This window comes from Mesorhizobium sp. P2_B5, assembly GCF_056404775.1.
The window spans coordinates 21,094-46,295 of sequence record NZ_JBFUDJ010000017.1 but is presented as its reverse complement, the minus strand read 5'-3'; the positions used below and the strand labels follow the sequence as shown (position 1 = coordinate 46,295).

The following is a 25,202-nucleotide window of genomic DNA, read 5'->3' as shown; positions in this document are numbered from 1 at the left end:
AGTCGAGAATGGTGGCTTCCGAGAACCGGAGCGGAGCGTACTTAAAGTACGTGAGCACCGGAAGCGCAGGAAGCTGCCATTCGCAGGCCGGCCTCACCTGAATATCGGTAAGTCCTAGGGCGCGAAGATCGACCAGTTCATCATCCTGGCCAGCTTTTCCAGCGCGATCGACCCCAGCTTCGAATTGCCGTTGGCGTTGAGACCTGGCGACCACACGGCGAGCGAGGCGACGCCCGGCACGATCCCCAGAATGCCGCCGCCGACGCCGCTTTTGCCGGGAATGCCGACGCGGAAAGCAAAATCGCCGGAGCCGTCATAGTGGCCGCAGGTCAGCATCATGGCGCCGATGCGGCGTGCGCGCTCGGCCGACACCACGGAATGGCCGGTCGCTGGGTTCTTGCCGCCATTGGCGAGGAAGCGGCCGGCCAGCGCCAGTTGCCGGCAGCTCATGGCGATGGCGCAATGGTGGAAGTAGACGCCCAGCGCCAGCTCCGGCGCATGGTGAAGATTGCCGAAGGATTTCATGTAGTTGGCAAGCGCAAAATTGCGGAAGCCGGTGGCGCGCTCGGACACCGCGACCTCGCGGTCGATGATGATTGTCTCGTCATCGGCCAGGAACTGGATGAAGCGCAGGATCTCGCCGATCGCTTCACGCGGCTGGTGGCCGGCGAGCAGGATGTCGGAGACGACGATGGCGCCGGCATTGATGAACGGATTGCGCGGGATGCCGTTCTCATGCTCGAGCTGGACGATCGAGTTGAACGGATTGCCCGACGGCTCACGCCCGACACGCTGCCACAGTGCGTCGCCGACATTGCCCAGCGCCAGCGTCAGGGTAAACACCTTCGAGATGCTCTGAATCGAAAACGCCTGGTCGGCGTCGCCGGCGACGAGCACGCGGCCGTCATTGGTCACCGCCGCAATGCCGAATTTCTTCGGATCGACTTTGCCGAGCTGCGGGATGTAGGTGGCGACGTCGCCACGATCGGTGCGTTCCGCCATCTCGGCGGCGACATCGGCCAGCGCCTGTTCGAGTTCCGGCATTGTCGTCCCCGCTATTTCAGCCAGCGCTCGATGCGCGTCATCGCCTCGACCATATCGTCATGGCTGCCGGCATAGGAAAAACGCATCGTTCGGTGTCCGGCCAGCGGATCGAAATCACGGCCGGGCGTCGCCGCCACATGCGCCTCGGCCAGCATTTTTCGCGCAAAGGCCATGCTGTCATTGGTATGCCGGGTGACATCGCAAAAGGCGTAGAAGGCGCCGTCCATGGGGGCTGCCAGCGGAAATCCGAGCTCCGGCAGGCGCTGCATCAACAGCTCGCGATTCCAGGCGTAGCGCGCCTTCACCGCTTCCAGCTCTTCCGTCGCCTTGAAGGCTTCGATCGCCGCGATCTGCGACAGTTCCGGCGGCGAGATGTAGAGGCTCTGGGCAATGCGCTCGATGGGCCGCACCAGAGCGTCCGGCAGCACCATCCAGCCGATACGCCAGCCGGTCATGCAATAGTATTTTGAGAAGGAATTGATCACCGTTACGCCCGAGCCATAGGCCAGCGCCGTAGTGTCGGGCGCGGCATAGGCCAGCCGGTGATAGATCTCATCCGATATGACCGCGATGCCGAGTTCTTCGGCTGTCCTCACCAGCGCCGAGAGTTCATCGGCGGGAATGACGGCGCCGGTCGGATTGGCCGGGCTGGCGAACAGCACGCCCTTCAACGGGTTTTCCCGATGCGCCACCTTCAAATGGTCGGCATGCAGATAAGCGTCCAGGCCGAGCTCGATCTCGACGATCTCGATGCCGAGCGCGGCCATGATGTTGCGATAGGCGGGATAGCCGGGTGCCGCGATGGCGACGCGGTCGCCCGGATCGAACATCGCCAGGAAGGCCAGATTGAAGGCTGCCGACGATCCCGTCGTCACGGCGATGCGGTTCGGCGCGACATCGATTCCGTAGTGATCGCCATAGTGCGCGGCGATCGCCTTGCGCAGATCCGCCAGGCCGAGCGCATCGGTATAGCCGATGCGGCCGATCTTCAGCGCATTTACGGCGGCTTCCCTGACCCCCACCGGCGCCGGATCGGATGGCTGGCCGACAGCCATGGAGACGACAGGCACGCCTGTCGCCTTCAGCCGGTTGGCCTCGGCCAGGATGTCCATGGCGTGAAACGGCTCGACTTCACCGCGGCGCGACAGCGAAACAACCATTTGACCTCACCTCTTCCGCCCAATCCTTGCCGCTCCAGGTCAGCAACCCCGATGGCAGCGCCGCACAAATGCCCGATTGATGTGAGGATCACAAGTTAGCCTAGTTTCGGTGCCGACTCTTTTCATCGTTCGCCCGCTCGTTTACCAGTGGACCTCATGCTGAGCCGACCCAAATCGACGATTTCAAAATATTCCATCGTGAAGACAGCGCGCGGCTTCGCGACGCTTTTCCTTGCCGCCACTGTTGCGATCTCCGGCACGGTGACAGCATTCGCACAGGCGGTGCCGGTGGTGCGCGATGCCGAGATCGAGGCGCTGGTGCGCGACTATGCGCGGCCGATCTTCAAGGCGGCTGGTCTCGCCAATGACGGCGTCGATATCGTCCTGGTCAACGATCAGAGTTTTAACGCCTTCGTCACCGGGCGCCGGCTGTTCATCAACACCGGCGCGCTGATGCAGGCCGAAACGCCCAATGAGATCATCGGCGTCATCGCCCACGAGGCCGGCCACATCGCCGGCGGCCATCAGCAGAAATTGCGCGACCAGCTCGAGCGCGCCAAGACGATGGCCATCATCGCCACGCTGCTTGGCGCCGGCGCCATCGTTGCCGGCGCCACCACCAACAGCCGCGGCCTTGCCGGTGCCGGCATGGGTGTCGCCGCCGGCGGCGGCGAGATGGCGCAGCGCAGCATTCTTGCCTACCAGCGCACCGAAGAGTCGACCGCCGACCGCTCGGCCATCACCTATCTCAACGCCACCGGCCAGTCCGGCATGGGCATGCTGAAGACCTTCGCCCGCTTCCAGAACGCGCTGTCTCTGTCCGGCACGCAGGTCGATCCCTACCGGATCAGCCATCCCATGCCGCAGGAGCGCATCGCCAATCTCGAAGTGCTGGTCAAGCAAAGTCCCAATGTCGACAAGGTCGATCCGCCCGCGCTGCAGCAGCGGCACGACATGATGCGCATCAAGATCGCCGCCTATATGGGCGGCCAGGCCGCCGCGACGCGGCTGATGCGCAAGGCCCCGGGCAGCCTCCCATCGCGCTATGGCGAGGCGCAGATGGCCTATCTCTACGGGAATCTGGGTGCGGCACTGACCAAGACCAACGCCTTGATCAAGGAACAGCCGAAGAACCCCTATTTCCAGGAATTGCGCGGCGACATCCTGATGAAGGCCAACAAGCCGAAGGACGCGGCGGATGCCTATGCCAAGGCGGTCAGCCTCGATCCGGTGAAGTCGGGCCTGTTGCCCGTGTCCCTCGGCCAGGCGCTGATGGCCATCGGCACGCCCGATTCACTGAAGAAGGCGGTGGTGCAGATCAACAACGGTCTCGGGCGCGACAAGGAAAACACCGCCGGGTACCGCTATCTGGCCCAGGCCTATGGCGAACTCAGCAACATCCCGGCCGCGGAGCTCGCCACCGCCGAGGGCCATTTCTATTCCGGCGACTACAAGAATGCGAAAATCTTTGCCATGCGCGCGCAAAAGGACTTGAAGCGCGGCGAGCCCGGCTGGATTCGCGCGCAGGACATCATAAACTACAACCCTTCAGGCAAACTCAAGAAATGAACCTTCCGGTCGCTCGCAGCGACTAAGATAGACCGGAACCGGTAAGAGGATCAGACGATGAACAAGGCAATATTGCTAGGCACGACGGGAGTGGCGGCTGCTCTTGCCATGCTGGCTTTCGGGTTCGTCGCCGGCAGTCCGCAGGTGGCTAAGGCCGATACGGCGCAGATCGTGCAGGTAGCGTCCTCGGACACCAAGATCGACCGCGCCGAGGTCGAGGGCATCATCCGCGACTATCTGCTGAGGAACCCCGAGGTTCTGCTCGAAGTGCAGGACGCGCTCGAGGCCAAGCAGAAGGAAGAACAGCGGATCGCCGCCCTCGGCGTTATCGAGAAGGCCAAGGATGAGATCTTCAACTCGACCTTCGACGGCGTCGTCGGCAATCCGAAGGGCAAGGTCACCATCGTCGAGTTCTACGATTACAATTGCGGCTTCTGCAAACGCGCCATCGAGGACATGCGGGCACTGACCAAGTCCGATCCGGACCTGCGCTTCGTGCTCAAGGAATTCCCGATCCTCGGCCCGGATTCGCAGAAGGCCAGCGTCGTCTCGATGGCCTTCCACCTGATGAAGCCGGAAAAGTATGGCGAGTTCCACAATGCGCTGCTGGGCGGCCAGGGCCGCGCCACAGAGGCTGCGGCCATCAAGGTGGCGCTGTCGCTCGGCGCCGATGAGGCGGAGTTGCGCGAGAAGATGAAGGATCCGACCATCACCGAGGCTTTCTCCAAGACCTTCGACCTCGCCAACAAGCTGGCCATCACCGGAACGCCGTCCTACGTGGTCGGCAACGAGGTGGTGTTCGGTGCGCTTGGCCAGGAAGTGCTGGCCGAAAAGATCGAGGCGGCGAAAGCCGCTCTCTGATCTTGCGCGCGAGCCTATTTCTCACGGGCACATTTCGGCCTGTTGTGGACAGGGAAAGATCGCACTTGCGCTCTTTCCGCGGGCGACTATGCCCATTATAGAAGGCCCTGCGCGCCGGCTTGAGGCAGGTGCTGGGAAAAGGTCGGCATTTTTGAAAACGATTTTCGTCCTGAACGGTCCCAACCTGAACGCGCTCGGCAAGCGCGAGCCCGGCATCTATGGCGGCAAGACGCTTGCCGCGATCGCCGACGACTGCAAGCAGGCAGGCGCCGCACTTGGCCTCGAGATCGATTTTCGCCAGTCGAACCATGAGGGCGACCTCGTCGACTGGATCCAGGAGGCCGGCGACAAGGCCGCCGGCATCGTCATCAATCCGGGTGCCTACAGCCACACCTCGATCGCCATTCACGACGCCATCCGCGCCATCGCGCCGCTGCCCGTCGCCGAAGTTCACCTCTCCAACATCCACGCGCGGGAACCATTCCGCCATGTCTCCATGGTCGCGCCGGTCGCTGTCGGCATGATCTGCGGGTTCGGGCCGCTTGGCTACTCGCTGGCGCTGCAGGCGCTGGCGGCACGCCTATGACCGGCCCACAAACAGAAGGCTCGAAAATGTCGATAAAGAAGACCGGTGTTGACCAGCAACTGATCCGCGATCTGGCGGGCATACTGAACGACACCAACCTCACCGAGATCGAGGTCGAGCTCGGCGACCTGAAGGTGCGCGTATCGCGCCAGGCGCCGGCGGCCGTCCACGCCGTTGCAGCACCTCAAGCAGGCTATGCGCCGGCCGCGCAGCCCGCGGCGAGCGCTGCTGCACCCGCGGCGGCCGATCCGTCCAAGAACGCGGTCCCCTCGCCGATGGTCGGCACCGCCTATCTCGCCCCCTCGCCCGACGCCAAGGCCTTCATCGAGATCGGCCAGAAGGTCAAGGAAGGCCAGACGCTGCTGATCATCGAGGCGATGAAGACGATGAACCAGATCCCTTCGCCGCGGGCCGGCACGGTGACGGCGATCCTGTTCGAGGACGGCCAGCCGGTCGAATACGGCATGCCGCTCGTCGTGATCGAGTAGAGCGGGCCGGATGTTCCAGAAGATCCTCATCGCCAATCGCGGCGAAATCGCGCTTCGGGTGCTGCGCGCCTGCAAGGAACTCGGTATCCAGACCGTGGTGGTGCATTCGACCGCCGATGCGGACGCCATGCATGTCAGGCTTGCCGACGAGAGCGTGTGCATCGGCCCGCCGCCGTCGCGCGACAGCTATCTCAACATCCACCAGATCGTCGCCGCCTGCGAGATCACCGGCGCCGACGCCGTGCATCCGGGCTACGGCTTCCTGTCGGAGAACGCCAAGTTCGCCGACATCCTGGCCGCCCACAACATCACCTTCATCGGCCCGTCCGGCGACCATATCCGCATCATGGGCGACAAGATCGAGGCCAAGCGCACCGCGAAGCGTCTCGGCATCCCGGTCGTGCCGGGTTCGGACGGCGCCGTCACCGATCAGAAGGAAGCCAAGCGCATTGCCGCCGAGATCGGCTATCCCGTGATCATCAAGGCTTCGGCGGGCGGTGGTGGGCGCGGTATGAAGGTCGCTCTTACCGAGGCCGACCTTGAGATCGCCTTGCAGACAGCCTCCACGGAGGCGGGTGCGGCCTTCGGCGACGATGCCGTCTACATCGAAAAATACCTGCAAAAGCCGCGCCACATCGAGGTGCAGGTGTTCGGCGACGGCGCCGGCCGCGGCGTGCATTTCGGCGAGCGCGACTGTTCGCTGCAGCGCCGCCACCAGAAGGTCTGGGAAGAGGCGCCCTCGCCGGCCCTCAACGCCGAGGAGCGCGCCCGCATCGGCGGTATCTGCGCCAAGGCCATCGCCGACCTCGGCTATTCCGGCGCCGGTACCATCGAATTCCTCTACGAGAACGGCGAGTTCTACTTCATCGAGATGAACACGCGCCTGCAGGTCGAGCATCCGGTGACGGAAGCCATCACCGGCATCGATCTCGTGCACGAGCAGATCCGCGTCGCCTCAGGCGGCGGGCTTTCGGTGCGCCAGGAGGACATCAAGTTCAATGGCCACGCCATCGAATGCCGCATCAACGCCGAGGATCCGCGCACCTTCACGCCCTCGCCCGGCACGATCACCCATTTCCACACGCCTGGCGGCCTCGGCATCCGCGTCGATTCCGGTGTCTATTCCGGCTACAAGATCCCGCCCTATTACGACAGCCTGATCGGCAAGCTGATCGTGCATGGACGCAACCGCGTCGAATGCATGATGCGGCTGCGCCGGGCGCTCGACGAATTCGTCGTCGACGGCATCAAAACGACGCTGCCGCTGTTTCGCGACCTTGTCGGCAATGCCGACATCGCCAATGGCGACTACGACATCCACTGGCTGGAAAAGTATCTGGCCAAAGAGGAATAGCGCCCAAATTGCCGCTATGATGCAGCGATGACCCGCCCCTACGCGCCCGGCTATCGCATTCCGACCGACCTTTTGCTCAAGGCTTATGCCTCGGGCGTCTTTCCGATGGCCGAGAGCGCTTCGGACCCTGAGGTGTTCTGGGTGCGGCCGGAGACGCGCGGCATCATCCCGCTCGAGGCGTTCCACACGCCGAAGAGCCTGAAGAAGACGATCCGCAAGCACCCGTTCGACATCCGCTTCGACTTCGATTTCGAGGCGACGATCGATGGCTGCGCCGAAAAGCGTGAGGAGCGCCGCTCGACCTGGATCAACGCGCCGATCCGCGAAGCCTATATCGAACTGCACCGGCTCGGGCACTGTCACTCGGTCGAGGCCTGGCGCGAGGAACGGCTTGTTGGCGGCCTCTATGGTGTGTCGCTCGGCCGGGTGTTCTTCGGCGAAAGCATGTTCGCCCGGGAGACCGATGCGTCCAAGACATGCCTTTATTATCTCGTCGAGCGGTTGAAGGCGCGCGGCTTCGCGCTGCTCGACACGCAGTTCACCACCGAACACCTCAAGCGTTTCGGCGCGGTCGACGTGCCGCGTGGCAAATACGAGAAGATGCTGGCCGACGCGCTGAAGGGCGAAGCAGTATTTTATCCCTGACCGGCATACCGGGCGCGGCCGGTCCGCTTGACCGGTGAAAGAAGATCAGCCCTTTGCCGCGGTCTCCATCGGTGTCTGCGAGTGGAACATCATCTTCCAGCCGTTGACGCGGTGGACATAGCCGGTGCTGACAAGCGCGGCGTAGGGCTCGCCGTTTTCCCTGACAGCGCGGGCCTCATAGGTCAGCATGATAATGTCGCTGCCCGGCTCAATGATGCCCTTGAGGTCGATCTGCAGATCGCGCCAGCGGTTGGGCTTGGTCGCGGTCTTGGCGAGGTCGGCATTGTCCATCGCCTTTGCCATCTCAGGAAATGCCACTAGGCATTCTGTGTCGGCGTTGGCCGCGTAATAGGCCGAGTCGCCCGTCCAGAACCCCTTTTCAAGGTCGAGCAGTTCTTTCTTGCTGGCCGTGATCCGCTTGCTGTCTGACATCGCAAAATCCTCCAAGCGCATAAATGCGCGGTCGTCATGGCCAAACGCGTGGTGGCCATGACGGTTCCGGAGGATCAGTTGGTGTCGGTCGCGTCAGGTTCCGCGGGATCTGGCTGTTCCACAGCCGGAGCAGCGGCGGGCTTCGGCTTGGAGGTATCGACCTTGGGGGTCTCGGCCTTGGCCGCGTCCGGCGGCGGCACATCCGACTTCTGCTTGCAGCCCTTCAGCCACACGTCATAGACGGCATGCTCGACGGCATTGAGACCGGGGCTTTCGGCGAACATCCAGCCGGTGAAGATACGGCGGATCTTGCGGTCGAGCGTGATCTCATCGACCTCGACGAAGGAATCGGTCTTCGGTTCCTCGTTCTCCGGCCGCGAATAGCAGATGCGCGGCGTCACCTGCAAAGCGCCGAACTGCACCGTTTCGTCGATATAGACATCGAATGTGATGATGCGGCCGGTGATCTTGTCGATGCCGGCGAATTCAGCGACCGGGTTAGTGATGCGTTCCGAGATTGCCGGCGCCGCGGCAGGCTCCTGGGCTGCCGCAAACGCTGTCGGGCACATGGCAACAGCGGCAACTGCCGTCAGTCCGGCCATCGATGTCAGGCTGAAAATGTTCATGCTGATATACCGGTGGTTTGGGCCCTGGGTGATTCTGTCACGCCCAAGGCTAGTCGCCGTTGTCATACCAACAAGCAGCTAAACGCCAATTGTGGCGACAAAAGACCGGCCGGCGGTCAAGAGCCAGGCGTCCACGCATCGTAATCGCCCGTCACCTGCGGACGGTGCTGATTGGTGAGCACGGAACCCTTCGGGCGATAGGCGGCCGGCGTTCCCGTGAGGTTCGGCTCATGCGCCTTTTCCCATTCGCGCGGGCGATAGTCGTCGCTCGGCGGCGCGACATCGACGCGGTGATGGATCCAGCCGTGCCAGCCCGGGGGAATAGCCGAGGCTTCCGAATAGTTGGCGTAGATGACCCAGCGGCGGGTGCGGCCTTCCGAATCGACGCCGCCTTCGTAGTAGACATTGCCGGTCGCGTCCTGGCCGACCTTGCTGCCGTGGCGCCAGGTGTGGAAACGCGTCCCCAGCGTCTGGCTGTTCCACCAGGTGAAAAACTGCGTAAGGAAGGTTTTCATCAAAATCCTCGCGGCGCGCGCGGCGGTGCCTGCTTCCCTGCTTATGGCGTCAGGTCATCGCGAAGGCAAGGGTTTTGCGGCGACTGCGGCACTGACGGCACACCGAAAGCATAAGCATGGGTCGATCCATTTCGCAGCTGCGAGCACTACGCTTGCCAAGCCGGCTGTGTCTTCCTAAAGCTCTCATCGCCCGGCGCTGGTCAACGCCGGCTGCGGGAGGTGAGGAATGGCCCCAGCTGTCGTCAGGATCAGCGCGGAGACTATACGCGCCCGCAAGGGCGGCGTGCCGATCGTCTGTCTGACCGCTTACACCTATCCCGTCGCCCGCCTGCTCGACGACCATGTCGACCTTCTCCTGGTCGGCGACAGCGTTGCCATGGTGCTGCATGGCCACAAGACCACGCTGGGCGCCTCACCGGAGATGATGATCGCCCATGGCCAGGCTGTGATGCGCGGCTCGGCAAAGGCTTGCGTGGTGGTCGACATGCCGGCCGGCAGCTATGAGAAATCGGCCGCGCAAGCCGTTGCCTCGGCGCGCCGCATCGTCGGGGAAACCGGCTGCCAGGCGGTGAAGCTGGAAGGCGGCGTTGACGTGGCCGGTCAGATCGCGGCCATCGTCGCGTCCGGCATTCCGGTGATGGGCCATATCGGCCTGCAGCCGCAATCGGTGGAAAAGGACGGCGGCTACAAGATCAAGGGCCGCACGCCGGAGAATGTCGCTGCCCTCATACGCGACGCCGATGCGGTCGAAAAGGCCGGCGCGTTTTCGCTGGTTATCGAAGGTACCGTCGAGACTGTTGCCGCCGACCTGACCCGGCGCATCGCCATTCCGACCATCGGCATCGGCGCCAGCAGCGATTGCGACGGCCAGATTCTGGTCATCGACGACATGATCGGCCTGACCGTCGACCGGGTGCCGAAATTCGTCAAGGAATATGCCGATTTGCGCAGTGTGGTCGCCGATGCCGCCGCGCACTATGCGGCAGAGGTGCGCAGTCGCACCTTTCCCGGACCGGGCCATGTCTTTTCAGCCAAAACGGGCAAGGATAACGCATGAACCAGCCTGTCGTTGTTGACACTGTGCTTGCCCTTCGCGCCGCGATCCGCGACTGGCGGCGCGACGGCCTCAGCGTTGCCATGGTGCCAACCATGGGCGCGCTGCATGACGGCCATATCTCGCTGGTCAGGGCCGCGCTTTCGACGGCCGATCGCTGCATCGTCTCGATCTTCGTCAATCCTGCCCAGTTCGCGCCCACCGAAGACCTCGACAAATATCCGCGCCAGCTGGTGCGCGATCTCGACCGGCTGACACAGGCCGGCGCCCATCTTGCCTTCACGCCGGCGGTTTCCGAAATGTACCCGGAGGGTTTCGCGACCAGGATTTCGGTCGGCGGCCCGTCGTCGGGGCTGGAGTCGGATTTCAGGCCGACCTTCTTCGAGGGCGTCGCAACCGTCGTGGCCAAGCTGTTTCTGCAAGCCTTGCCCGACCGCGCCATCTTCGGCGAAAAGGACTACCAGCAGCTTTGCGTCGTCCGAAAACTCTGCCGCGATCTCGACCTGCCGGTGGACATTGTCGGCGCGCCCACGGTGCGCGATGCGGACGGCCTCGCAATGTCGTCGCGCAATGCTTATCTCGGCGCTGCCGAACTCGGTGTCGCACGCCAGCTCAACGTCATCCTGCGCCATGCGGCGGCAGCGCTTGCGGCCGGCACCGACGAAAGCAGCGTGACCGCCAAGGCTGCCGCCTCGCTTCTCGAGGCAGGCTTCGACCGCGTCGACTATGTCGCCGCGCGCGAAAGCCTGACCCTTGCCCCCTGGCGGCGTGACAGCGACGGCCGCCTTCTCGCTGCGGCCTGGCTTGGCAGGACCAGGCTGATCGACAATGTGGAAGTTTCCTCATTTATTCCCTGAAGAATTCCAAATCCGTTCAATTTGATTTGTATCGCGGCTTGGCGCGAGTGCCCGTAAACAGCGGTCCTTCAGGGTCATATCGGCTGGTCTGATAGCGATAACACACCAAAACGTCGCTGTGAGATGTTTCACAGACGCGGCGTACCCGGCAATGTGGTGTTACCTCAGGCAGAGATAATGTGTGACCTGCCACTACGCTGCGATGCAAACGAGGCTCTATGTCTATCCAGCCCAACATCAACGGTCGCGCTCTGCCGCAGATCGTCGAGGCAATTTACGATTCGATTGCCGATGTCGGCCGTTGGCAGTCGACGCTTGAATCAATCTGCAAATTGGCGATCGGCCGGCTTGCCATGCTGGCGGTTGTCGACATATCGAGCAATTCGGCGCGGTTTTCGATGTGTTGCGGCGACCCGGCCCTGCTCGAGCCGCTGCAGCGCGACTACGCCTCCGAAGTGCCGTTCTTCAAGGCGCTGCCGAAGATGGAGATCGACATGCCGTTCACCGTCGATAGCGTCTATGCGCTGCAAGGCCCTGACGCGCGGCAGAACTGGATTGAGAGCCGCATCGTGCGCGAGTGGGTGGAACCCAACCGTCTCGACGATTTCTTCTGGGTGGCGCTGATGAAGCAGCCGGCGCGCACCGGCACGCTGATGGTGGTGACCGACAAGGACAGGCCGCAGATTTCAGCCAGGGATCTCGACCTGATTTCCACGCTCGCACCCCATGTCCGGCGCGCGGTGACCATCGGCGACCTGTTCGAGGCCGAGCGGCGCAAGGCCGACATCTTTGCCTCGATCATCGAGAGCCTGGACCATCCGGTGCTGATCGTCGCCGACGACATGCAGATCATCTTCGCCAATCCGGCAGCCGAGGCGTTGCTCTCGGAGAACACCTCGGTATCCTCGGTGCGCGGCCAGCTCTCCTTCGCCTACGGAAACGCCAACACCGCGATCGGCCGCGCCGTGCAGCTCGGCACGCGCAACGAATTCGCGCTCGGAGCTTCCGGCATCAACATCCCCCTGGTCCGGTCCATGATTCCGGCGGTGGCGCATGTCATGCCGCTGGCGCGACGCGACATTTCGGCCCGCATGTCGCAACGCGCCGCCGCCGCCATCTTCATCGCCGCCGCCGGCGCAACACCCGTGCCGGCGCTGGAAGCGATCGCAGCGCTGTTCGGATTGACCGCGGCGGAAAAGCGCGTTGCCGGCCATGTCTTCGCTGGCCGGACGCGGCGCGAAATCGCGGCTGCCAGCGGCGTCTCGGACGGCACCATCAAATCACAGCTGGCGACGATCTTCGACAAGACTGCCACCGGCGACCAGCGCGAGCTCCAACTCTTGATGCGCGAATTGACGCCGCCGCTGCGCTCGGCCTGACATGCGCCGTCAGCTATCTATCCCAGTGGCTTCTCAAAGATCAGCGCTGGCAATCCTGAGCCACCGCCGCAATCGGCAGTGCTGCCGGCTGGCACAAACCCTTTCGCCCGATAAAAGGCAATGGCCGGCTTGTTGGCCTCTTCCACCTCGACGCGCAAGGTGTTTGCCTCGGGAAAGCTGGCCTCGACCTCGTCCAGCAAGGCCTGGCCGATGCCTTGCCGCTGGCAGGCGGGCAGGACATAGAGCTGGTTCAACAGCACGATCTTCGCATCCGTCGTAGCGGCGGCGAAAGCCATGCCGCCGAGGCGCTTGCCGTCGTCGGCGACCAGGAATTCTGAATTCGGCCTTATCAGCCGCGCCTTGAGCGAGGCGATCGAATGCCAGTCGTCGGTGATTTCTCTCACCCGCTCAGTGCCGTAGATAGCGTCGTAGGTCGCATGCCAGGTTTCGACCAGCAGCGCGCGGATGGCGGCAAGGTCGCGCTCGCTGGCGGTGCGGACGAACATGGCCCTATTCGATGCCGAGCTTGGCCTTGACCAGATCGTTGACCGCCTGCGGGTTGGCCTTGCCGCCGGTGGCCTTCATCACCTGGCCGACGAACCAGCCGGCCATGGTCGGCTTGGCGCGCGCCTGTTCGGCCTTGTCTGGGTTGGCGGCGATGACCTCGTCTACCGCCTTCTCGATGGCGCCTGTGTCGGTGACCTGCTTCATGCCGCGGCTTTCGACCAGCTGGCGCGGGTCGCCGCCCTCGTTCCAGACGATCTCGAACAGATCCTTGGCGATCTTGCCGGAGATGGTGCCTTCCTTGATCAGGTCGATGACGGCACCGAGCTGCTCCGGCGAAACCGGAGCATTTTCAATATCTTTACCGGCCTTGTTGAGCTGGCCGAGCAGATCGTTGATGACCCAGTTGGCGGCAAGCTTGCCGTCGCGGCCGCTGGCCACCTGCTCGAAATAATCGGCGATCGGCTTTTCCGACACCAGGATCGAGGCGTCGTAGGTCGATAGCCCGAGCGAAGAGACCAGCCGCGCCTTCTTGTCGTCGGGCAGTTCCGGCAGGTCTTTGGCCAGCGCATCGACATAGGCCTGGTCGAATTCCAGCGGCAAAAGATCGGGATCGGGGAAATAGCGGTAGTCATGCGCCTCTTCCTTCGAACGCATGGAGCGCGTCTCGCCCTTGACCGCATCGTACAGCCGCGTTTCCTGCTCGATCTTGCCGCCGTCCTCCAGGATGGCGATCTGGCGGCGCGCCTCATAGTCGATGGCCTGGCCGATGAAGCGGATCGAGTTCATGTTCTTGATCTCGCAGCGCGTTCCGAACTCGCCACCGGGCCGGCGTACCGAGACGTTGACGTCGGCGCGCATAGAGCCTTCGTCCATGTTGCCGTCGCAGGTGCCGAGATAGCGCATGATGGTGCGCAACTTGGTGACATAGGCCTTGGCCTCGTCTCCGGAACGCAGGTCAGGCTTGGAGACGATCTCCATCAGCGCCACGCCCGAACGGTTGAGGTCGACATAGGACATGGTCGGATGCTGGTCGTGCATCGACTTGCCGGCATCCTGCTCCAGGTGCAGGCGCTCGATGCCGACCTCGATATCCTCGAATTCGCCCTGGCGGTCGGGGCCGACAGAAACGATAACCGTGCCTTCGCCGACGATCGGCTGCTTGAACTGCGAGATCTGATAGCCCTGCGGCAGATCCGGATAGAAATAGTTCTTCCGGTCGAAAACCGACTTGTGGTTGATCTGCGCCTTCAGCCCGAGACCGGTGCGGATCGCCTGCTTGACGCATTCCTCGTTGATCACCGGCAGCATGCCCGGCATGGCCGCATCGACCAGGCTGACATTGGCGTTGGGGGCCGCACCGAAAGCGGTCGAAGCGCCAGAAAACAATTTTGCTTCCGAGATGACCTGCGCGTGCACTTCGAGACCAATGATGATTTCCCAATCGCCGGTGGCGCCGGAGATCAGGCGCTTGGCGTCGGGCGTGCGGGTATCGATGAGGGTCATGGTGGCCTGCGTACCTAGAATTCTCGGATATGCATGAGACGCATATTTGGATGTGAAACTTCGCTAGTGCAAACCGCCAAAAGAGACAAGGCCAAAGCCGCAGTCTGGCCTTTTCCGCCACTTTCGCCTATAGGACGCCCATCCCAATGGAGAGTGGATGTCCACTTACGCTCAGTCCCGGTAAGGCCCTGACCTCGTAGCGAGGCAGGGCAAGAAGACCTGAAACCCCGTGCCGCGAAGCTTCGCGGCGGCGGCATTTTTCGTTTTCCCGGGAATTTCTCCAATGGATATTTCGCGCACTGAACAGCGCATCCTGCACCTGCTCGCACGGGGCGGGCGCATCGAAGTCGAAAAGAACGACAAGAAACGCATTGCCAACGTCAAATGCATGACGCGCGACGGCTGGCACTATCCAGGCGTCGATCTCGATCTGTTTCGAAAACTGAGGCGAAGGAAGGCGGTTTCATCTTGCGATGGCGGCCCCTACCGCATCACAAGGCGCGGACTGCAACTCGTCCGCTCCGAACTAGACAACCGATAGAGTAAAATACCGCCGGCCGGTCTTCCGGTCGGCGGATTCTTCGTCGAGTCAAGCCGTTGCGATATAGGCCCGGATCTCTTCAGCCTCGCGCTCGACATCCTCGATGCGGCGCTTGACCACGTCGCCGATCGACACGATGCCGTCGAGCATCCCGTCCTTTTCCACCGGCAGATGGCGGAACCGGCCTTTGGTCATAATCTCCATCACCTCGTTGACCGTGTGGTTCTCGTTGCAGATCTTCACTTTCGGCGTCATCGCCGAGCGCACCGCTATATCAAGTGCGGCAGCGCCTTCCTTGGCAACCACCCGCACGATGTCGCGCTCGGAAAGGATACCGACGATCTTGCGATCGCCATTGGTGATGACCAGTGCACCGATCTTGTGGTCGACCAGGATTCGAATGGCTTCGCTCAGCTTTTCATTCGGCCCGAGCGTGAACACGTCATGGCCTTTTTTCTCGAGAATTGCCTTAACTGTCATGGCGTCCTCCTCCTCCTCCTGCTTGCCTAGCCAGCTCCCGCCCTGACCGGCTTCACATAAGAGTGAACATCGTGCGCCGTGAACGGTTGCATTTCAAGTGTGCTGGTCGCTCTGGTCCTCGGGGATCTCCCATTCAGGCGCCTGCCAGCGCGGGTCGAACCAGCGCAATCCGAAGAAACCGGCGACAAGCCCGCCAATATGCGCCTCCCAGGCGATCTGGCCGGGCTCGCCGAGCCCGAGACCGTAAAGGCCGGTGACGAGATTGATGATCATCCAGGCGCCGAGGAAATTGACGACGCCGCGCATCCGCAGAACGATTGCGATCGGCAGCACGGGACCGGCAAAGGCAGCCCTGCCGGACGAGCGGTCGGTACGGAACCCGAAACGCGCCGCAGCACCCATCATGCCCGATATCGCGCCGGAAGCGCCGACCAGCGGCGCTTCGCCGTATGGATGGACGGCCCAGAACAGCACCACCGCGGCCAATCCGGTGGCGGCGAAAAACAATGCGAACCAGAACCAGCCGAGACGGTTGGCCAGCGGCGAACCGAAGGCGGCCAGCGCAACCATGTTGATGGCAATGTGGGCAAGGCCGCCATGCATGAAGGCATAGGTGAAAGGACGGCTGAAGAGGAACCAGTCGAAGCCGTATTGGCCGGTGTAGAGGACGGGAATGAAGGCCCCGTCGGTGAGCAATGTTATCTGCTGGTCCTCAGTCAGCACATATTGCTGCAGCAGGAAGACGGCGACGCAAATGCCGATCACCGCCAGCACCACCGGCGGCAGGTTGAACACCGGCTCGCGGCGCGGCGGCGGCGGCTCTTCGGTCTGTTCGGTCTCGGCGGGGCTTGTCGGTTCGCTCATTCACTTGGGTCCAGGATTCGTTCCCGCGAGCTTTAGAGCAAGGATGCTTCGGTTGAAACTGCCCTGCATCCTCTGACACCTCGCATGGCGCTTTCCAGCCCGGCGTCAGGTGATGACAGCACAGATCGCGCTGTCCCCGATGCCAGAGCCAGGGAGGCGGCAGATCTTCTCACCTTGGCCTCGACGGGTTTAGACTGAAAAAAATCGTTGGCCCTGTCGGCTAGGCCCGCGCTCCGCCGTCCTTGATGAAAGCGACGCAATCGGGAGGAGAAAATGCCAGAAAAAATCCTCGTGCTCATCGGCACGAAAAAAGGCGCCTTCATCGCCGAGAGCGATGGCAAGCGCGGGTCGTGGAAGCTGCGCGGTCCGTTCTGCGAGCACTGGCCGATGAACCATGTCGTCGGCGACCCCGAGACCGGCGCGATCTATGGCGCCGGCGGCAACGAATGGTTCGGTCCGGCGGTCTGGAAGTCGGACGACCTTGGCCAGACGTGGACGCATTCCAGCGAGGGTCTGGCCTATGCAGCTGGCGAGGAACCGATCAAGGCGGTGTGGAGCCTCGCCAGGCGCAACGGCAGCCTCTATGCCGGCGTGCAGCCGGCCGGCCTGTTTCGCTCCGACGACGGCGGGGCCACGTGGAGCCACATCCAGGGCCTGCAGCATCACCCGAGCCGCAAGGACTGGAACCCAGGTGGCGCGGGCCTCATCCTCCATTCCATCGTCACGCACCCCCGAGACGAGGAGCAGATCTGGGTGGGCATCTCGTCCGCAGGCGTGTTCTACACCTGGGACGGCGGCAAGACGTGGGAGCCGCGCAACCGTGGCACCCGCGCCGACTTCCTGCCCGAAGGACAAAACTATCCAGAATTCGGCCAGTGCGTACACTGTCTGGTGATGGCGCCGGGCAAGCCCGACCGGCTCTACCAGCAGAACCATTGCGGCATGTACCGCTCCGACGATGGCGGCAAGAACTGGCAGAGCATCGAGAAGGGCCTTCCCTCGACCTTCGGTTTTCCCGCGGCCACGCATCCGCGCGACCCCGACACGCTCTTCCTTCTGCCGCTCAACGGCGACAGCGCCGGCCGTTACGTGCCGGACGCGAAGGCGGCGGTCTGGAAGACGGAGGATGCGGGGGCCACATGGCTCGACGAGCGCAAGGGTCTGCCGCAGGAGAACTGCTATGCGGGCGTGTTGCGGCAGGCTATGGCGACCGACAGCCTCGAGCCGGCCGGAGTCTATTTCGGCACCAGCGGCGGCTCGCTCTTTGCCAGTGCCAACGAAGGCGAAAACTGGTCGGAGATCGCTCAGCATCTGCCCACGATTCTGTCCGTCGAGACGATGGTGGTGGGCGAGTAGGGCAAATGTCGAACAACCCCGCCCGCAGTGTGCACCATGTCATCGCGCGGCTCCCGGGCGTGCTCATCGACCTGTTTCCTGGCGCGCCGCGCCGGGTCGAACTGCCGGCCTCGACTGTGAAGGAAATGATCGACGGGTTGGACGCGCTCTGGCCCGGCATGCGCGACCGGATGTGCGATTCCCGCCCTGCCATCCGCCGCCATATGAACGTTTTTGTCGATGGCGAGAAGGCAACCCTGGAAACCGGGCTCGCGCCCGGCACCGAGGTCTTTATCCTAACGGCAATCAGTGGCGGTTAGGCCAGGGAACAGGTAGCCCACCCTCCCGACGATATCCCTGGCCGCAAGCGAGGGAGAAGGGATCAGTTGGAGGGATCCAGCTGGTGGCGGCGCGTTCATCGCTCGCCGACGGCAGGAAGCTTGGCGTCGAGACCCTCGACCGTTTTCGAAGCGCGCGAATCACCGGTCGCGAATCAAAAAGAAGCCGTCCAAGGTTTCCCTTGAACGGCCGGTCGAGCCCCTGCTCCCCCTAAAACTCTTGACTGAAGTGCTGCCGATCGTCGCGAAACGACCGCTTCTGGAGTGGTTTTGCTGTGCCATGGCGGCCTCGCGCGCGCAACGTAAACCACTCGTTAACCTTAACGTCCCCGACCCGTGAACAAGTGTTAACGACGCTGGCACGCATCCTGCGAGGCACCGCATGTAGGTCATCGGAGAGCGCCCTTTCTGTTCACCGATGGGACACCAAAAGACAGATCGCGCGGAGCCGCATAGCATGAACCAGAACGGATCAATCACGCTGTTCCAATATTGGAACCGGCTGCGTGATGGGCGCCCTGCCCCGAAGCGGTCGGAAGTCGAACCCGCCGACATCAAGGCGCTTTTGGCCGATACATTCATCCTGGAAAGAGACACGCGCGGCGAAGCGGTGTTCCGGCTTGCCGGCACCAGGCTTTGCGCCGGCTATGGCCGCGAACTCAAGGGCTTTTCCTTCCCGTCGCTGTGGCGCGACAAGGACCAGCGGCTGGTGTCGCGGCTCATTCACGGCGTCTTCGAGCAGAAATCCGTGGTGCTCATCACCTATGAGGGGTTCAGCCGCAACGGCCGTTCGAACCGCTTCGAACTGCTTGCCCTGCCGCTCGACGGCGGTGTCGAGAACCCGCGCTGCCTCGGCGTCGTCAGCGCTGTCGAAAAGCCGTTCTGGCTGGGCGCAGACCCGATTACCGACGCCTTGATCGATGCCATCCGTGTCATCGATCCCGACAAGGAACCGATGTTCTTGAAAAACCGGCCGGAAATATCCGTTCCTTCGCTGGCTCCTACCGAGCTCGAAGCGCCGGAGACCATCTCGGCGCTCGGTCGGTCGCGACGCATCCGCCACCTCGTCGTGTTCGAGGGAGGGCGTGGCGAATAATGCATGTGGCCTGAATGCGTTCAAACACGACGCGCTTTAGGCTCAAATCCAGGCCCCGACCTTAAGTATCGGCGGCCCGCTTTTCCCCTTTGTTAACCTGATTTGCTGTAGCGTTTCAGCGTGAAGTTCCACGCGCGATGCGGGAATGCCAACGGGGTGTAGGCAGTCATGAGGTCAGCGGCGGTCGAATATGCGCCGTCCCGCGCCGAAAGGCGTAATTTTCAACGCGTCCGGGTCAAGATCTACGGACGCTTCATGCTGGAGGACCGCACCGAACACCCTTGCCAGGTGGTCGACATGTCGCCGGGCAATGTCGCGCTGCGCACCGAGCGCGTCGGCATGCCGGGCGAAAAAGTCATTGCCTATATCGATCATATCGGCCGCATCGAGGGCGTGGTGACACGCACCTTGCAGGACGGCTTTGCCATGACCGTCATTGCCTCGGACCGCAAGAAGGACAAGCTTGCCGCGCAGCTGACCTGGCTTGCCAACAAGCATGAGCTCGACCTGCCGGAAGATCGCCGCCACGAACGCGTGGCGCCGCGCAACCCGACCAGCGTGCTGCAGCTCACCGATGGGCGCCAGTATCAGTGCCGCATTATCGACCTGTCCCTGTCGGGCGCGGCGGTCGAGATCGACGTCAAGCCGGCGATCGGCATCCAGGTGATGCTTGGAACCATGCGCGGCCAGGTGGTGCGTCATTTCGAGGACGGCGTCGCCATCGAATTCGCTGTCATCCAGCGCCCGGAAACGCTCGATTCCGAGTTCAACGCGCCGCGCGCCTGAACGATCGGCAAACTCGCAGTAAAAAACGAACCGGCCCTTCGCGGCCGGTTTTTTGTTGCCCGGCATCCCGCCTCGGCACGCAAGCATGCGGGACCGCGCCTGAAATCCCCGTCTGTGGCCAGCGACCGCATGGCAAAAGCTCCGACTTTTGCGTCCGTGTCTGAACGATTTTATATTAAAATAGATCAAATTTTACGCTTATTCTATTGGGGTTTTACTCAATGTCTACTTCGGGCTTTTGCGTGAAATAAATCGACCCGTGTCATTGTCTCCTCAAACGGGGAGACTGACCAAATGGCGAAGACGTGGGGCAAGCTGTTGCTCTTGGCAATGGCGATGCAGCTTTCCGCTTGGGGAACGGCCGAAGCAGCGGGACCGGCCTACATGCACACTGGCGGCCGCACGACACAGCCCGTTGGTCATTACGAATTCTGTCAGAAGCTGCCGCAGGAATGCGCGCAGCGGACGCCCAAGCAGGCGCCGGTCGAGCTGACCCGCAAGCTGTGGGCGGCGATCGTCAGCATCAACAATTCGGTCAACACCCGGATCGTGCCGCGCACCGACATGGAAATGTGGGGCAAGGAAGAGGTCTGGTCCTATCCCGACAGCGGCTTCGGCGACTGCGAGGACTATGCACTGGAGAAGCGCCGCGAATTGATGGCGCTCGGCGTTCCGGCCGGCAATCTGTTGATGACCGTGGCGCGCCAGCCAAATGGCGACGGCCATGCGGTGCTGACCGTGAGCACCAGTCTTGGCGAGTTCATCCTCGACAATCTGGAGTCCAAGGTGCTGTCCTGGACCGACACCGACTACACCTATCTGAAGCGCCAGTCCGACACGAATTCCGGCGTCTGGGTGACGATCAATGACGGCCGCGCCGACGCGGTTGCCAGCGTCCGTTAGGACGCCGTCCGCTAAAGGCAACGCAAACAAGAGATACGTCCGCTCAGGACGCAACGAGAAAGCCCGGTCGAGTCCCCACCCWCCCCGTCCCCAACGACCGGGTTTTAGGAGCCGGCCCCGTCCCCGGGCCGGCTCCACCATCCCCACCACAAGGCAGAAGCCAGGCGCACCTGACGATCGCGACGCGCCTTTTCACGCACAGAAGATCGAAGCACTATATGCCGTTGGTTCCACCTTCTGGATCACGGCGATGTTGGAAATCCCGGAAGATCGATGCGAACGCCATCGCCTGTTCAAGGCGATCGACGATGCCTTCAAGGCCGGCGATTTCGAGGGGCTCGGCGTAGCATTGGGCGGCTCGCCCCGCTGGTTCGACGAGCACATGCCGTTCGAGCTCGGCCTCGGTCATCCGCTGGAGTATGCGATTTATTGGAGCCCCGTCGGCTTTATCTCGACGTTGATGGATGCCGGCTCAAATCCGAATTACCAGGATCATGGCGGGTTTCCGGCAATCATTGCCGCGCTGTCCACCGATCGAACCGATAGGCTGGAAATTGTCAGGGTGCTGATCGACGGTGGCGCCGACCCCAACATGCGGGGCGTGAACGACTGGACGCCGCTTCACTATGCGGTGGCCATCCGCAGTGTCGAGGCGATCCGCCTGCTTTTGGCGGCGGGCGCCGACCCGGCGCTCGAAACGCGGATTGATGACTATACGACGCCCCTCGAGGAAGCCGACAATGCCGGCTTTGAGGCCGGCGCTTCATTGCTGCGCGATGCAATGGCCGGGCGCGGCTCCGACAGACGGTGAGTTGGGCGCAATTTACCGCCGGCGACAAGGCTTGGCCCGCTGGGCTTTATGTCTCTTTCAGCCCGGCCTTGAACCGTTTGCCGTTGGCGACATAGTGCGCGGCCGAGACGCGCAGCCTGGCGATCGCGGCGTCGTCCAGCGGCCTGATCACCCGCGCGGGCGAGCCGACGATCAGGCAATTATCGGGGAATTCCTTGCCTTCGGTGACCAGCGCGCCGGCGCCGACCAGTGAGTTCTTGCCGATCCTGGCGCCATTGAGGACGATGGCGCCCATGCCGATCAGGCTGTTGTCGCCGATCGTGCAGCCATGCAGCAGAGCGCGGTGACCGATGGTGCAGCCATGGCCGATTGTCAGCGGAAAGCCGGGGTCGGTGTGCATCACCGTGTGCTCCTGGACATTGCTGTCGGCGCCGATGACGATCGGCTCATTATCACCGCGGATGACCACGCCGAACCAGAAGCCGACGTTGCGGCCGACCTCGATGTCGCCGATCAACGTCGCGTCGGGCGCAATCCAGTTGCTGTCGGCATCCTCGAAACGAGGCGCCTTTCCGTCGATCGCATAGCTCGGCATTTTAGTCTCCGATTCGTCTCAGGCGGAACGAACCCTAAAACAATCCAAGGAAAACCGCGTGGCGGTTTTTCCTGGGGAAAATCGCGCAGTGGTTTTCCGTTCAAGACAGATATCGGGCCAGCGATTCCACCAGAAGCTGAACTGCTCCAGGTGAGCCGACGCCCCACGCGGCAATGGCGATCAGAACGATGCCCAGCGCCAGCGCCCAGGCCATCACGGTACAGCCGCAGGACATCAGCATCAGCGTCGAAATGCGACCTTCGCGCCGCGCATCGAGCGCATCGTTGGCGAGCATGAACGGCCCGGCGCAAGCGGCTGCGGCCAGCGAGCGAAGGATATGCGCCGGCGATACATAAGGCCCGGCAAAGGTCAGCCGGCGGCCCGCGACCAGTTCCATCACGGATCCGGCAAGCCCGCAGCCGGTGAGCCCGACGGCAAAAGCGAACAGAACGGGCAGCAGCAGGCTCATCTTTACCTTCCGTTTACCATGAAATCGCACAGTCGCATCCGACAGCCGCGCTGCAAGAGCCATGCCGTGGCAAGTGTGCCGTCCAAGGACAGAAGGCGGCGATTGTGGGGATTGCGATGAAGCAGGCAGCGACCGCCGAAGAGTTCAACGTCGTCGATTCCGTGCTGATGAAGCGGGTATTCTATGCCTTTGCCGCACTGGCTTTGTTGTCGCTGGCGATCAGCCTTGGCGGCAAATGGTTCGGCCGCTCGATCGCCATGGCCGGCTATACCGACGACACCACGGTCCACCGTGTGGTGATCGGCAACAATGTCATTGCCGTGCCCGCCAACACCATCCGCTTCCTGCATGCGCGACGCGACGGCCTCGCTTCGCGCCTCGACCTCTATCTGCGTTATCCCCAGATGGACGGCTACAGCGAAGCCGCCCGCGACGATTTCAACCACACGGGAATGGCAAAAAACATCATCTTCCTGTCGTTCGAACCGCAGATGATGTCGCGCGACATGAGCGGCCGTTTCGCACCGATCTACAGCGCGCTGATCGACCAGCCCGGAACGCCAGGCCCCGGCGGCACGATGATTTACGGCTTCAGCGAAAAATCAGGCTATCTCAACGAGGTGCTTGCGGTTGCCGGCCGCGCCGGCAAGGACCCGTTCGTCGCCCGCTGCCTGAGCGGACCAAGTGCCGAGGAGTCGCTGGCGCCCTGCGAGCGCGACATTCAGGTCGGCGACAGCCTCAGCCTGACCTACCGCTTTCCCCGGGAACTTCTGGGCAACTGGCCGACGCTTGACGCGGCAATCGTCGCCGAGGCCACGCGTGTCCTCAAGGCAGCGAGATAGCCCCATTCGTCATCTACGGGCGGAGCGGGCGCGAAGCGATCGCGCAGACCCGAGGATCCAGTCCGTGCCTTTCATGGCGGCGAAGCGGTGCAGAATTCGCTGTTGGAAGAGCAGAGAAGGCAGTTCTGGACCGCCGCGTTCCTGGCCGACGCCCCGGCATGGATCCCAGGGTCTCCGCGACGCCGCTGCGCGGCTGCTTTGCCCTGGGATGACGATGGCACGACGAGCTGCCGGCAATCGCCGAGGTCTGTAGCCGTCTGGCTCAGGCCAGATCGATGTCGAGGATCGCCATCGAGAAATTGTAATCGCCGTCGTCCTCATCCTTGAAAACGATGCCGAGGAACTCGTCGCCGACATAGACCTCGGCCGAATCTTCCTTGCGCGGCCGCGCCTTCACTTCGAGTTTGGGATTCTGGAAGACGCGCTTGAAATAGGCGTCCAGCTTTCTGATTTCGTCCGGCTTCAAAAGTCTTCTCCGATCGTCGGGCTTGCTCGTTGGAACGCGCTTCTGGCACGTCGACAATGGCGATGTAAAGGCAAGCCGGCTGGATAGAACGCGAAGTTAAGGGGCAACAGCGCCGGCAGCCGGACTTCAGCCCGGCATACCGGATCGTGCAAATCAGATGTCGAAGCTGACGACCTGGTCCATCGACTGCGACGGCAAAAGCTGGTCCATCTGGCGCGAAGGCTGGTCGCAACCGGTCTCGCCGACGACGCGGGCCGGTACGCCGGCAACCGTCTTGTTGTGCGGCACCGGCGACAGCACCACAGAGCCTGCCGCGATCTTCGAGCAATGGCCGACCTCGATGTTGCCGAGGATCTTCGCGCCGGCGCCGATCAGCACGCCGTAACGGATCTTGGGGTGACGGTCGCCGCCGGCCTTGCCGGTGCCGCCGAGCGTCACACCGTGTAGGATCGACACATCATCCTCGATCACCGCCGTTTCGCCGACGACGAGGCCGGTGGCGTGGTCGATGAAGATGCCCTTGCCGATACGGGCGGCCGGGTTGATGTCGGTCTGGAACACCGAGGAGGAGCGGCTCTGCAGATAGAGCGCGAAATCCTTGCGACCCTGATTCCACAGCCAATGCGCCAGCCTGTGCGTCTGGATGGCGTGGAAACCCTTGAAATAGAGCACCGGCATGATGAAGCGGTCGCAGGCCGGGTCGCGGTCGTAATAGGCCTGGATGTCGACACGCACGATCGACGACCATTCCTTGTCGTCGGCCAGCATCGACTTGAAGGTCTGGCGGATGAGGTCGGAACCGATATCCTGATGCGCAAGCCGCTCGGCCAGCCGGTGGATGACCGCCTCTTCCAGGCTCTCCTGGTTGAGGATGGTCGAATAGAGGAACGCCGCCAGAAGCGGGTCGCGGTTGACCGCCTCCATCGCCTCGTCGCGGATCGAGCGCCAGATCGGATCGACCGGCTGCACCATTGTGGGGCGGGCAATCGTAATGCTGTTCATCGACGTCTCCGGCCTGCCGGCTTGTTGTCCGGCCGCACATATAGGCCAGATCATAGCACGATTGAACTCAATTTTCCTTAGTCACTGATCAAATGGATTTGGTTCACGCGGATTC

At 62.7% G+C, this 25,202-nt stretch carries 30 protein-coding genes; 17 read left to right on the top strand and 13 right to left on the bottom strand.

The genetic code is table 11. The features are described 5' to 3' along the window. Positions 1 to 114: 114 nt before the first annotated feature. Positions 115 to 1,044, bottom strand: a complete 930-nt coding sequence (locus tag AC1D1N_RS30820; RefSeq protein ID WP_477353047.1) for a glutaminase — start codon at positions 1,042 to 1,044, stop codon at positions 115 to 117. 11 nt (positions 1,045 to 1,055) lie between these two features. Further along, on the bottom strand, positions 1,056 to 2,204 hold the full coding sequence (locus AC1D1N_RS30815) for a pyridoxal phosphate-dependent aminotransferase (RefSeq protein WP_477353045.1): 1,149 nt from the start codon (positions 2,202 to 2,204) through the stop codon (positions 1,056 to 1,058). A gap of 156 nt (positions 2,205 to 2,360) precedes the next feature. Between AC1D1N_RS30815 and AC1D1N_RS30810 the strand changes: the two genes are divergently transcribed. The 6 genes from AC1D1N_RS30810 (at position 2,361) to aat (ending at position 7,707) form a co-directional block, all read left to right on the top strand. After that, positions 2,361 to 3,773: a M48 family metalloprotease gene (locus AC1D1N_RS30810; RefSeq protein WP_477353043.1), complete on the top strand. Its 1,413-nt coding sequence runs from the start codon at positions 2,361 to 2,363 to the stop codon at positions 3,771 to 3,773. 57 nt (positions 3,774 to 3,830) lie between these two features. Next, positions 3,831 to 4,634 (top strand): DsbA family protein, encoded by an 804-nt coding sequence (locus AC1D1N_RS30805; RefSeq protein ID WP_477353041.1) that lies wholly within the window; start codon positions 3,831 to 3,833, stop codon positions 4,632 to 4,634. 151 nt (positions 4,635 to 4,785) lie between these two features. Continuing rightward, entirely contained in the window at positions 4,786 to 5,220 is a 435-nt protein-coding gene (gene aroQ, locus AC1D1N_RS30800) for a type II 3-dehydroquinate dehydratase (protein ID WP_112564337.1), read from the top strand. A 26-nt stretch (positions 5,221 to 5,246) separates the two neighbouring features. Continuing rightward, a complete protein-coding gene (gene accB / locus AC1D1N_RS30795) occupies positions 5,247 to 5,708 on the top strand; it encodes an acetyl-CoA carboxylase biotin carboxyl carrier protein (RefSeq protein WP_477353039.1) in 462 nt (153 codons plus the stop codon). Between the two features lie 10 nt (positions 5,709 to 5,718). Next, complete coding sequence (gene accC / locus AC1D1N_RS30790) at positions 5,719 to 7,062, top strand: acetyl-CoA carboxylase biotin carboxylase subunit (RefSeq protein WP_112564333.1); 1,344 nt, start codon at positions 5,719 to 5,721, stop codon at positions 7,060 to 7,062. A gap of 27 nt (positions 7,063 to 7,089) precedes the next feature. Next, positions 7,090 to 7,707 carry a leucyl/phenylalanyl-tRNA--protein transferase gene (gene aat, locus AC1D1N_RS30785; RefSeq protein ID WP_142864893.1) on the top strand — a complete coding sequence of 206 codons (618 nt, stop codon included), beginning with the start codon at positions 7,090 to 7,092 and terminating at the stop codon, positions 7,705 to 7,707. Between the two features lie 45 nt (positions 7,708 to 7,752). On the opposite strand, the gene AC1D1N_RS30780 is transcribed toward aat, so the two are convergent. The 3 genes from AC1D1N_RS30780 to AC1D1N_RS30770 all read right to left on the bottom strand — a co-directional run bounded on the left by AC1D1N_RS30780 (position 7,753) and on the right by AC1D1N_RS30770 (position 9,280). Continuing rightward, positions 7,753 to 8,139, bottom strand: coding sequence for a hypothetical protein (locus AC1D1N_RS30780; protein WP_477353037.1), 387 nt, complete (start codon positions 8,137 to 8,139; stop codon positions 7,753 to 7,755). 74 nt (positions 8,140 to 8,213) lie between these two features. Beyond that, complete coding sequence (locus AC1D1N_RS30775) at positions 8,214 to 8,765, bottom strand: DUF2155 domain-containing protein (protein ID WP_352585943.1); 552 nt, start codon at positions 8,763 to 8,765, stop codon at positions 8,214 to 8,216. A gap of 116 nt (positions 8,766 to 8,881) precedes the next feature. Continuing rightward, positions 8,882 to 9,280: an NADH:ubiquinone oxidoreductase subunit NDUFA12 gene (locus AC1D1N_RS30770; protein WP_112564327.1), complete on the bottom strand. Its 399-nt coding sequence runs from the start codon at positions 9,278 to 9,280 to the stop codon at positions 8,882 to 8,884. Positions 9,281 to 9,506: 226 nt separating this feature from the next. On the opposite strand from AC1D1N_RS30770, the gene panB reads away from it, so the two are divergent. The 3 genes from panB (at position 9,507) to AC1D1N_RS30755 (ending at position 12,570) form a co-directional block, all read left to right on the top strand. Beyond that, complete coding sequence (gene panB / locus AC1D1N_RS30765; protein WP_477353035.1) at positions 9,507 to 10,337, top strand: 3-methyl-2-oxobutanoate hydroxymethyltransferase; 831 nt, start codon at positions 9,507 to 9,509, stop codon at positions 10,335 to 10,337. Then, positions 10,334 to 11,191, top strand: a complete 858-nt coding sequence (gene panC / locus AC1D1N_RS30760) for a pantoate--beta-alanine ligase (RefSeq protein ID WP_477353033.1) — start codon at positions 10,334 to 10,336, stop codon at positions 11,189 to 11,191. The genes panB and panC overlap by 4 nt, the downstream gene beginning before the upstream one ends. Positions 11,192 to 11,409: 218 nt before the next feature. Continuing rightward, complete coding sequence (locus tag AC1D1N_RS30755) at positions 11,410 to 12,570, top strand: helix-turn-helix transcriptional regulator (protein ID WP_477353031.1); 1,161 nt, start codon at positions 11,410 to 11,412, stop codon at positions 12,568 to 12,570. A gap of 17 nt (positions 12,571 to 12,587) precedes the next feature. Here the strand turns inward: AC1D1N_RS30755 and AC1D1N_RS30750 are convergent, their stop codons facing one another. Further along, positions 12,588 to 13,076, bottom strand: a complete 489-nt coding sequence (locus AC1D1N_RS30750; protein ID WP_436260104.1) for a GNAT family N-acetyltransferase — start codon at positions 13,074 to 13,076, stop codon at positions 12,588 to 12,590. A gap of 4 nt (positions 13,077 to 13,080) precedes the next feature. Further along, a complete protein-coding gene (gatB, locus tag AC1D1N_RS30745; protein WP_477353029.1) occupies positions 13,081 to 14,580 on the bottom strand; it encodes an Asp-tRNA(Asn)/Glu-tRNA(Gln) amidotransferase subunit GatB in 1,500 nt (499 codons plus the stop codon). A gap of 283 nt (positions 14,581 to 14,863) precedes the next feature. On the opposite strand from gatB, the gene AC1D1N_RS30740 reads away from it, so the two are divergent. Beyond that, entirely contained in the window at positions 14,864 to 15,121 is a 258-nt protein-coding gene (locus tag AC1D1N_RS30740; RefSeq protein ID WP_477353027.1) for a YjhX family toxin, read from the top strand. Between the two features lie 48 nt (positions 15,122 to 15,169). Here the strand turns inward: AC1D1N_RS30740 and AC1D1N_RS30735 are convergent, their stop codons facing one another. Both AC1D1N_RS30735 and AC1D1N_RS30730 read right to left on the bottom strand, forming a co-directional pair. After that, entirely contained in the window at positions 15,170 to 15,601 is a 432-nt protein-coding gene (locus AC1D1N_RS30735) for a CBS domain-containing protein (RefSeq protein ID WP_112564313.1), read from the bottom strand. Between the two features lie 93 nt (positions 15,602 to 15,694). Next, a complete protein-coding gene (locus AC1D1N_RS30730; RefSeq protein WP_477353025.1) occupies positions 15,695 to 16,465 on the bottom strand; it encodes a rhomboid family intramembrane serine protease in 771 nt (256 codons plus the stop codon). Positions 16,466 to 16,738: 273 nt separating this feature from the next. Between AC1D1N_RS30730 and AC1D1N_RS30725 the strand changes: the two genes are divergently transcribed. The 6 genes from AC1D1N_RS30725 to AC1D1N_RS30700 all read left to right on the top strand — a co-directional run bounded on the left by AC1D1N_RS30725 (position 16,739) and on the right by AC1D1N_RS30700 (position 21,734). Then, positions 16,739 to 17,821, top strand: a complete 1,083-nt coding sequence (locus AC1D1N_RS30725; protein ID WP_477353023.1) for a WD40/YVTN/BNR-like repeat-containing protein — start codon at positions 16,739 to 16,741, stop codon at positions 17,819 to 17,821. Between the two features lie 5 nt (positions 17,822 to 17,826). Further along, positions 17,827 to 18,120: a MoaD/ThiS family protein gene (locus AC1D1N_RS30720; protein WP_192251590.1), complete on the top strand. Its 294-nt coding sequence runs from the start codon at positions 17,827 to 17,829 to the stop codon at positions 18,118 to 18,120. A gap of 475 nt (positions 18,121 to 18,595) precedes the next feature. Beyond that, positions 18,596 to 19,234, top strand: a complete 639-nt coding sequence (locus AC1D1N_RS30715; RefSeq protein WP_112564304.1) for a PAS domain-containing protein — start codon at positions 18,596 to 18,598, stop codon at positions 19,232 to 19,234. 168 nt (positions 19,235 to 19,402) lie between these two features. Next, positions 19,403 to 20,020, top strand: a complete 618-nt coding sequence (locus AC1D1N_RS30710) for a PilZ domain-containing protein (RefSeq protein WP_142864907.1) — start codon at positions 19,403 to 19,405, stop codon at positions 20,018 to 20,020. Between the two features lie 294 nt (positions 20,021 to 20,314). Beyond that, on the top strand, positions 20,315 to 20,923 hold the full coding sequence (locus tag AC1D1N_RS30705; RefSeq protein WP_477353020.1) for a transglutaminase-like cysteine peptidase: 609 nt from the start codon (positions 20,315 to 20,317) through the stop codon (positions 20,921 to 20,923). Between the two features lie 250 nt (positions 20,924 to 21,173). Then, positions 21,174 to 21,734 (top strand): ankyrin repeat domain-containing protein, encoded by a 561-nt coding sequence (locus AC1D1N_RS30700; protein ID WP_477353018.1) that lies wholly within the window; start codon positions 21,174 to 21,176, stop codon positions 21,732 to 21,734. Between the two features lie 46 nt (positions 21,735 to 21,780). On the opposite strand, the gene AC1D1N_RS30695 is transcribed toward AC1D1N_RS30700, so the two are convergent. Together AC1D1N_RS30695 and AC1D1N_RS30690 are read right to left on the bottom strand one after the other, a co-directional pair. Beyond that, positions 21,781 to 22,308 carry a gamma carbonic anhydrase family protein gene (locus AC1D1N_RS30695; RefSeq protein WP_436260114.1) on the bottom strand — a complete coding sequence of 176 codons (528 nt, stop codon included), beginning with the start codon at positions 22,306 to 22,308 and terminating at the stop codon, positions 21,781 to 21,783. 100 nt (positions 22,309 to 22,408) lie between these two features. Then, a complete protein-coding gene (locus tag AC1D1N_RS30690) occupies positions 22,409 to 22,777 on the bottom strand; it encodes a DUF6949 family protein (RefSeq protein ID WP_477353015.1) in 369 nt (122 codons plus the stop codon). A 116-nt stretch (positions 22,778 to 22,893) separates the two neighbouring features. Between AC1D1N_RS30690 and AC1D1N_RS30685 the strand changes: the two genes are divergently transcribed. Further along, positions 22,894 to 23,619 carry a hypothetical protein gene (locus tag AC1D1N_RS30685; RefSeq protein ID WP_477353014.1) on the top strand — a complete coding sequence of 242 codons (726 nt, stop codon included), beginning with the start codon at positions 22,894 to 22,896 and terminating at the stop codon, positions 23,617 to 23,619. Between the two features lie 262 nt (positions 23,620 to 23,881). Here AC1D1N_RS30685 and AC1D1N_RS30680 read toward each other — a convergent pair whose 3' ends face one another. Further along, the gene (locus AC1D1N_RS30680; protein ID WP_006200852.1) at positions 23,882 to 24,085 is read right to left on the bottom strand and encodes a DUF3126 family protein; all 204 of its coding nucleotides are present in this window, start codon (positions 24,083 to 24,085) and stop codon (positions 23,882 to 23,884) included. A 153-nt stretch (positions 24,086 to 24,238) separates the two neighbouring features. Then, positions 24,239 to 25,087 (bottom strand): serine O-acetyltransferase, encoded by an 849-nt coding sequence (gene cysE, locus AC1D1N_RS30675; RefSeq protein ID WP_112563436.1) that lies wholly within the window; start codon positions 25,085 to 25,087, stop codon positions 24,239 to 24,241. Between the last annotated feature and the right edge of the window lie 115 nt (positions 25,088 to 25,202).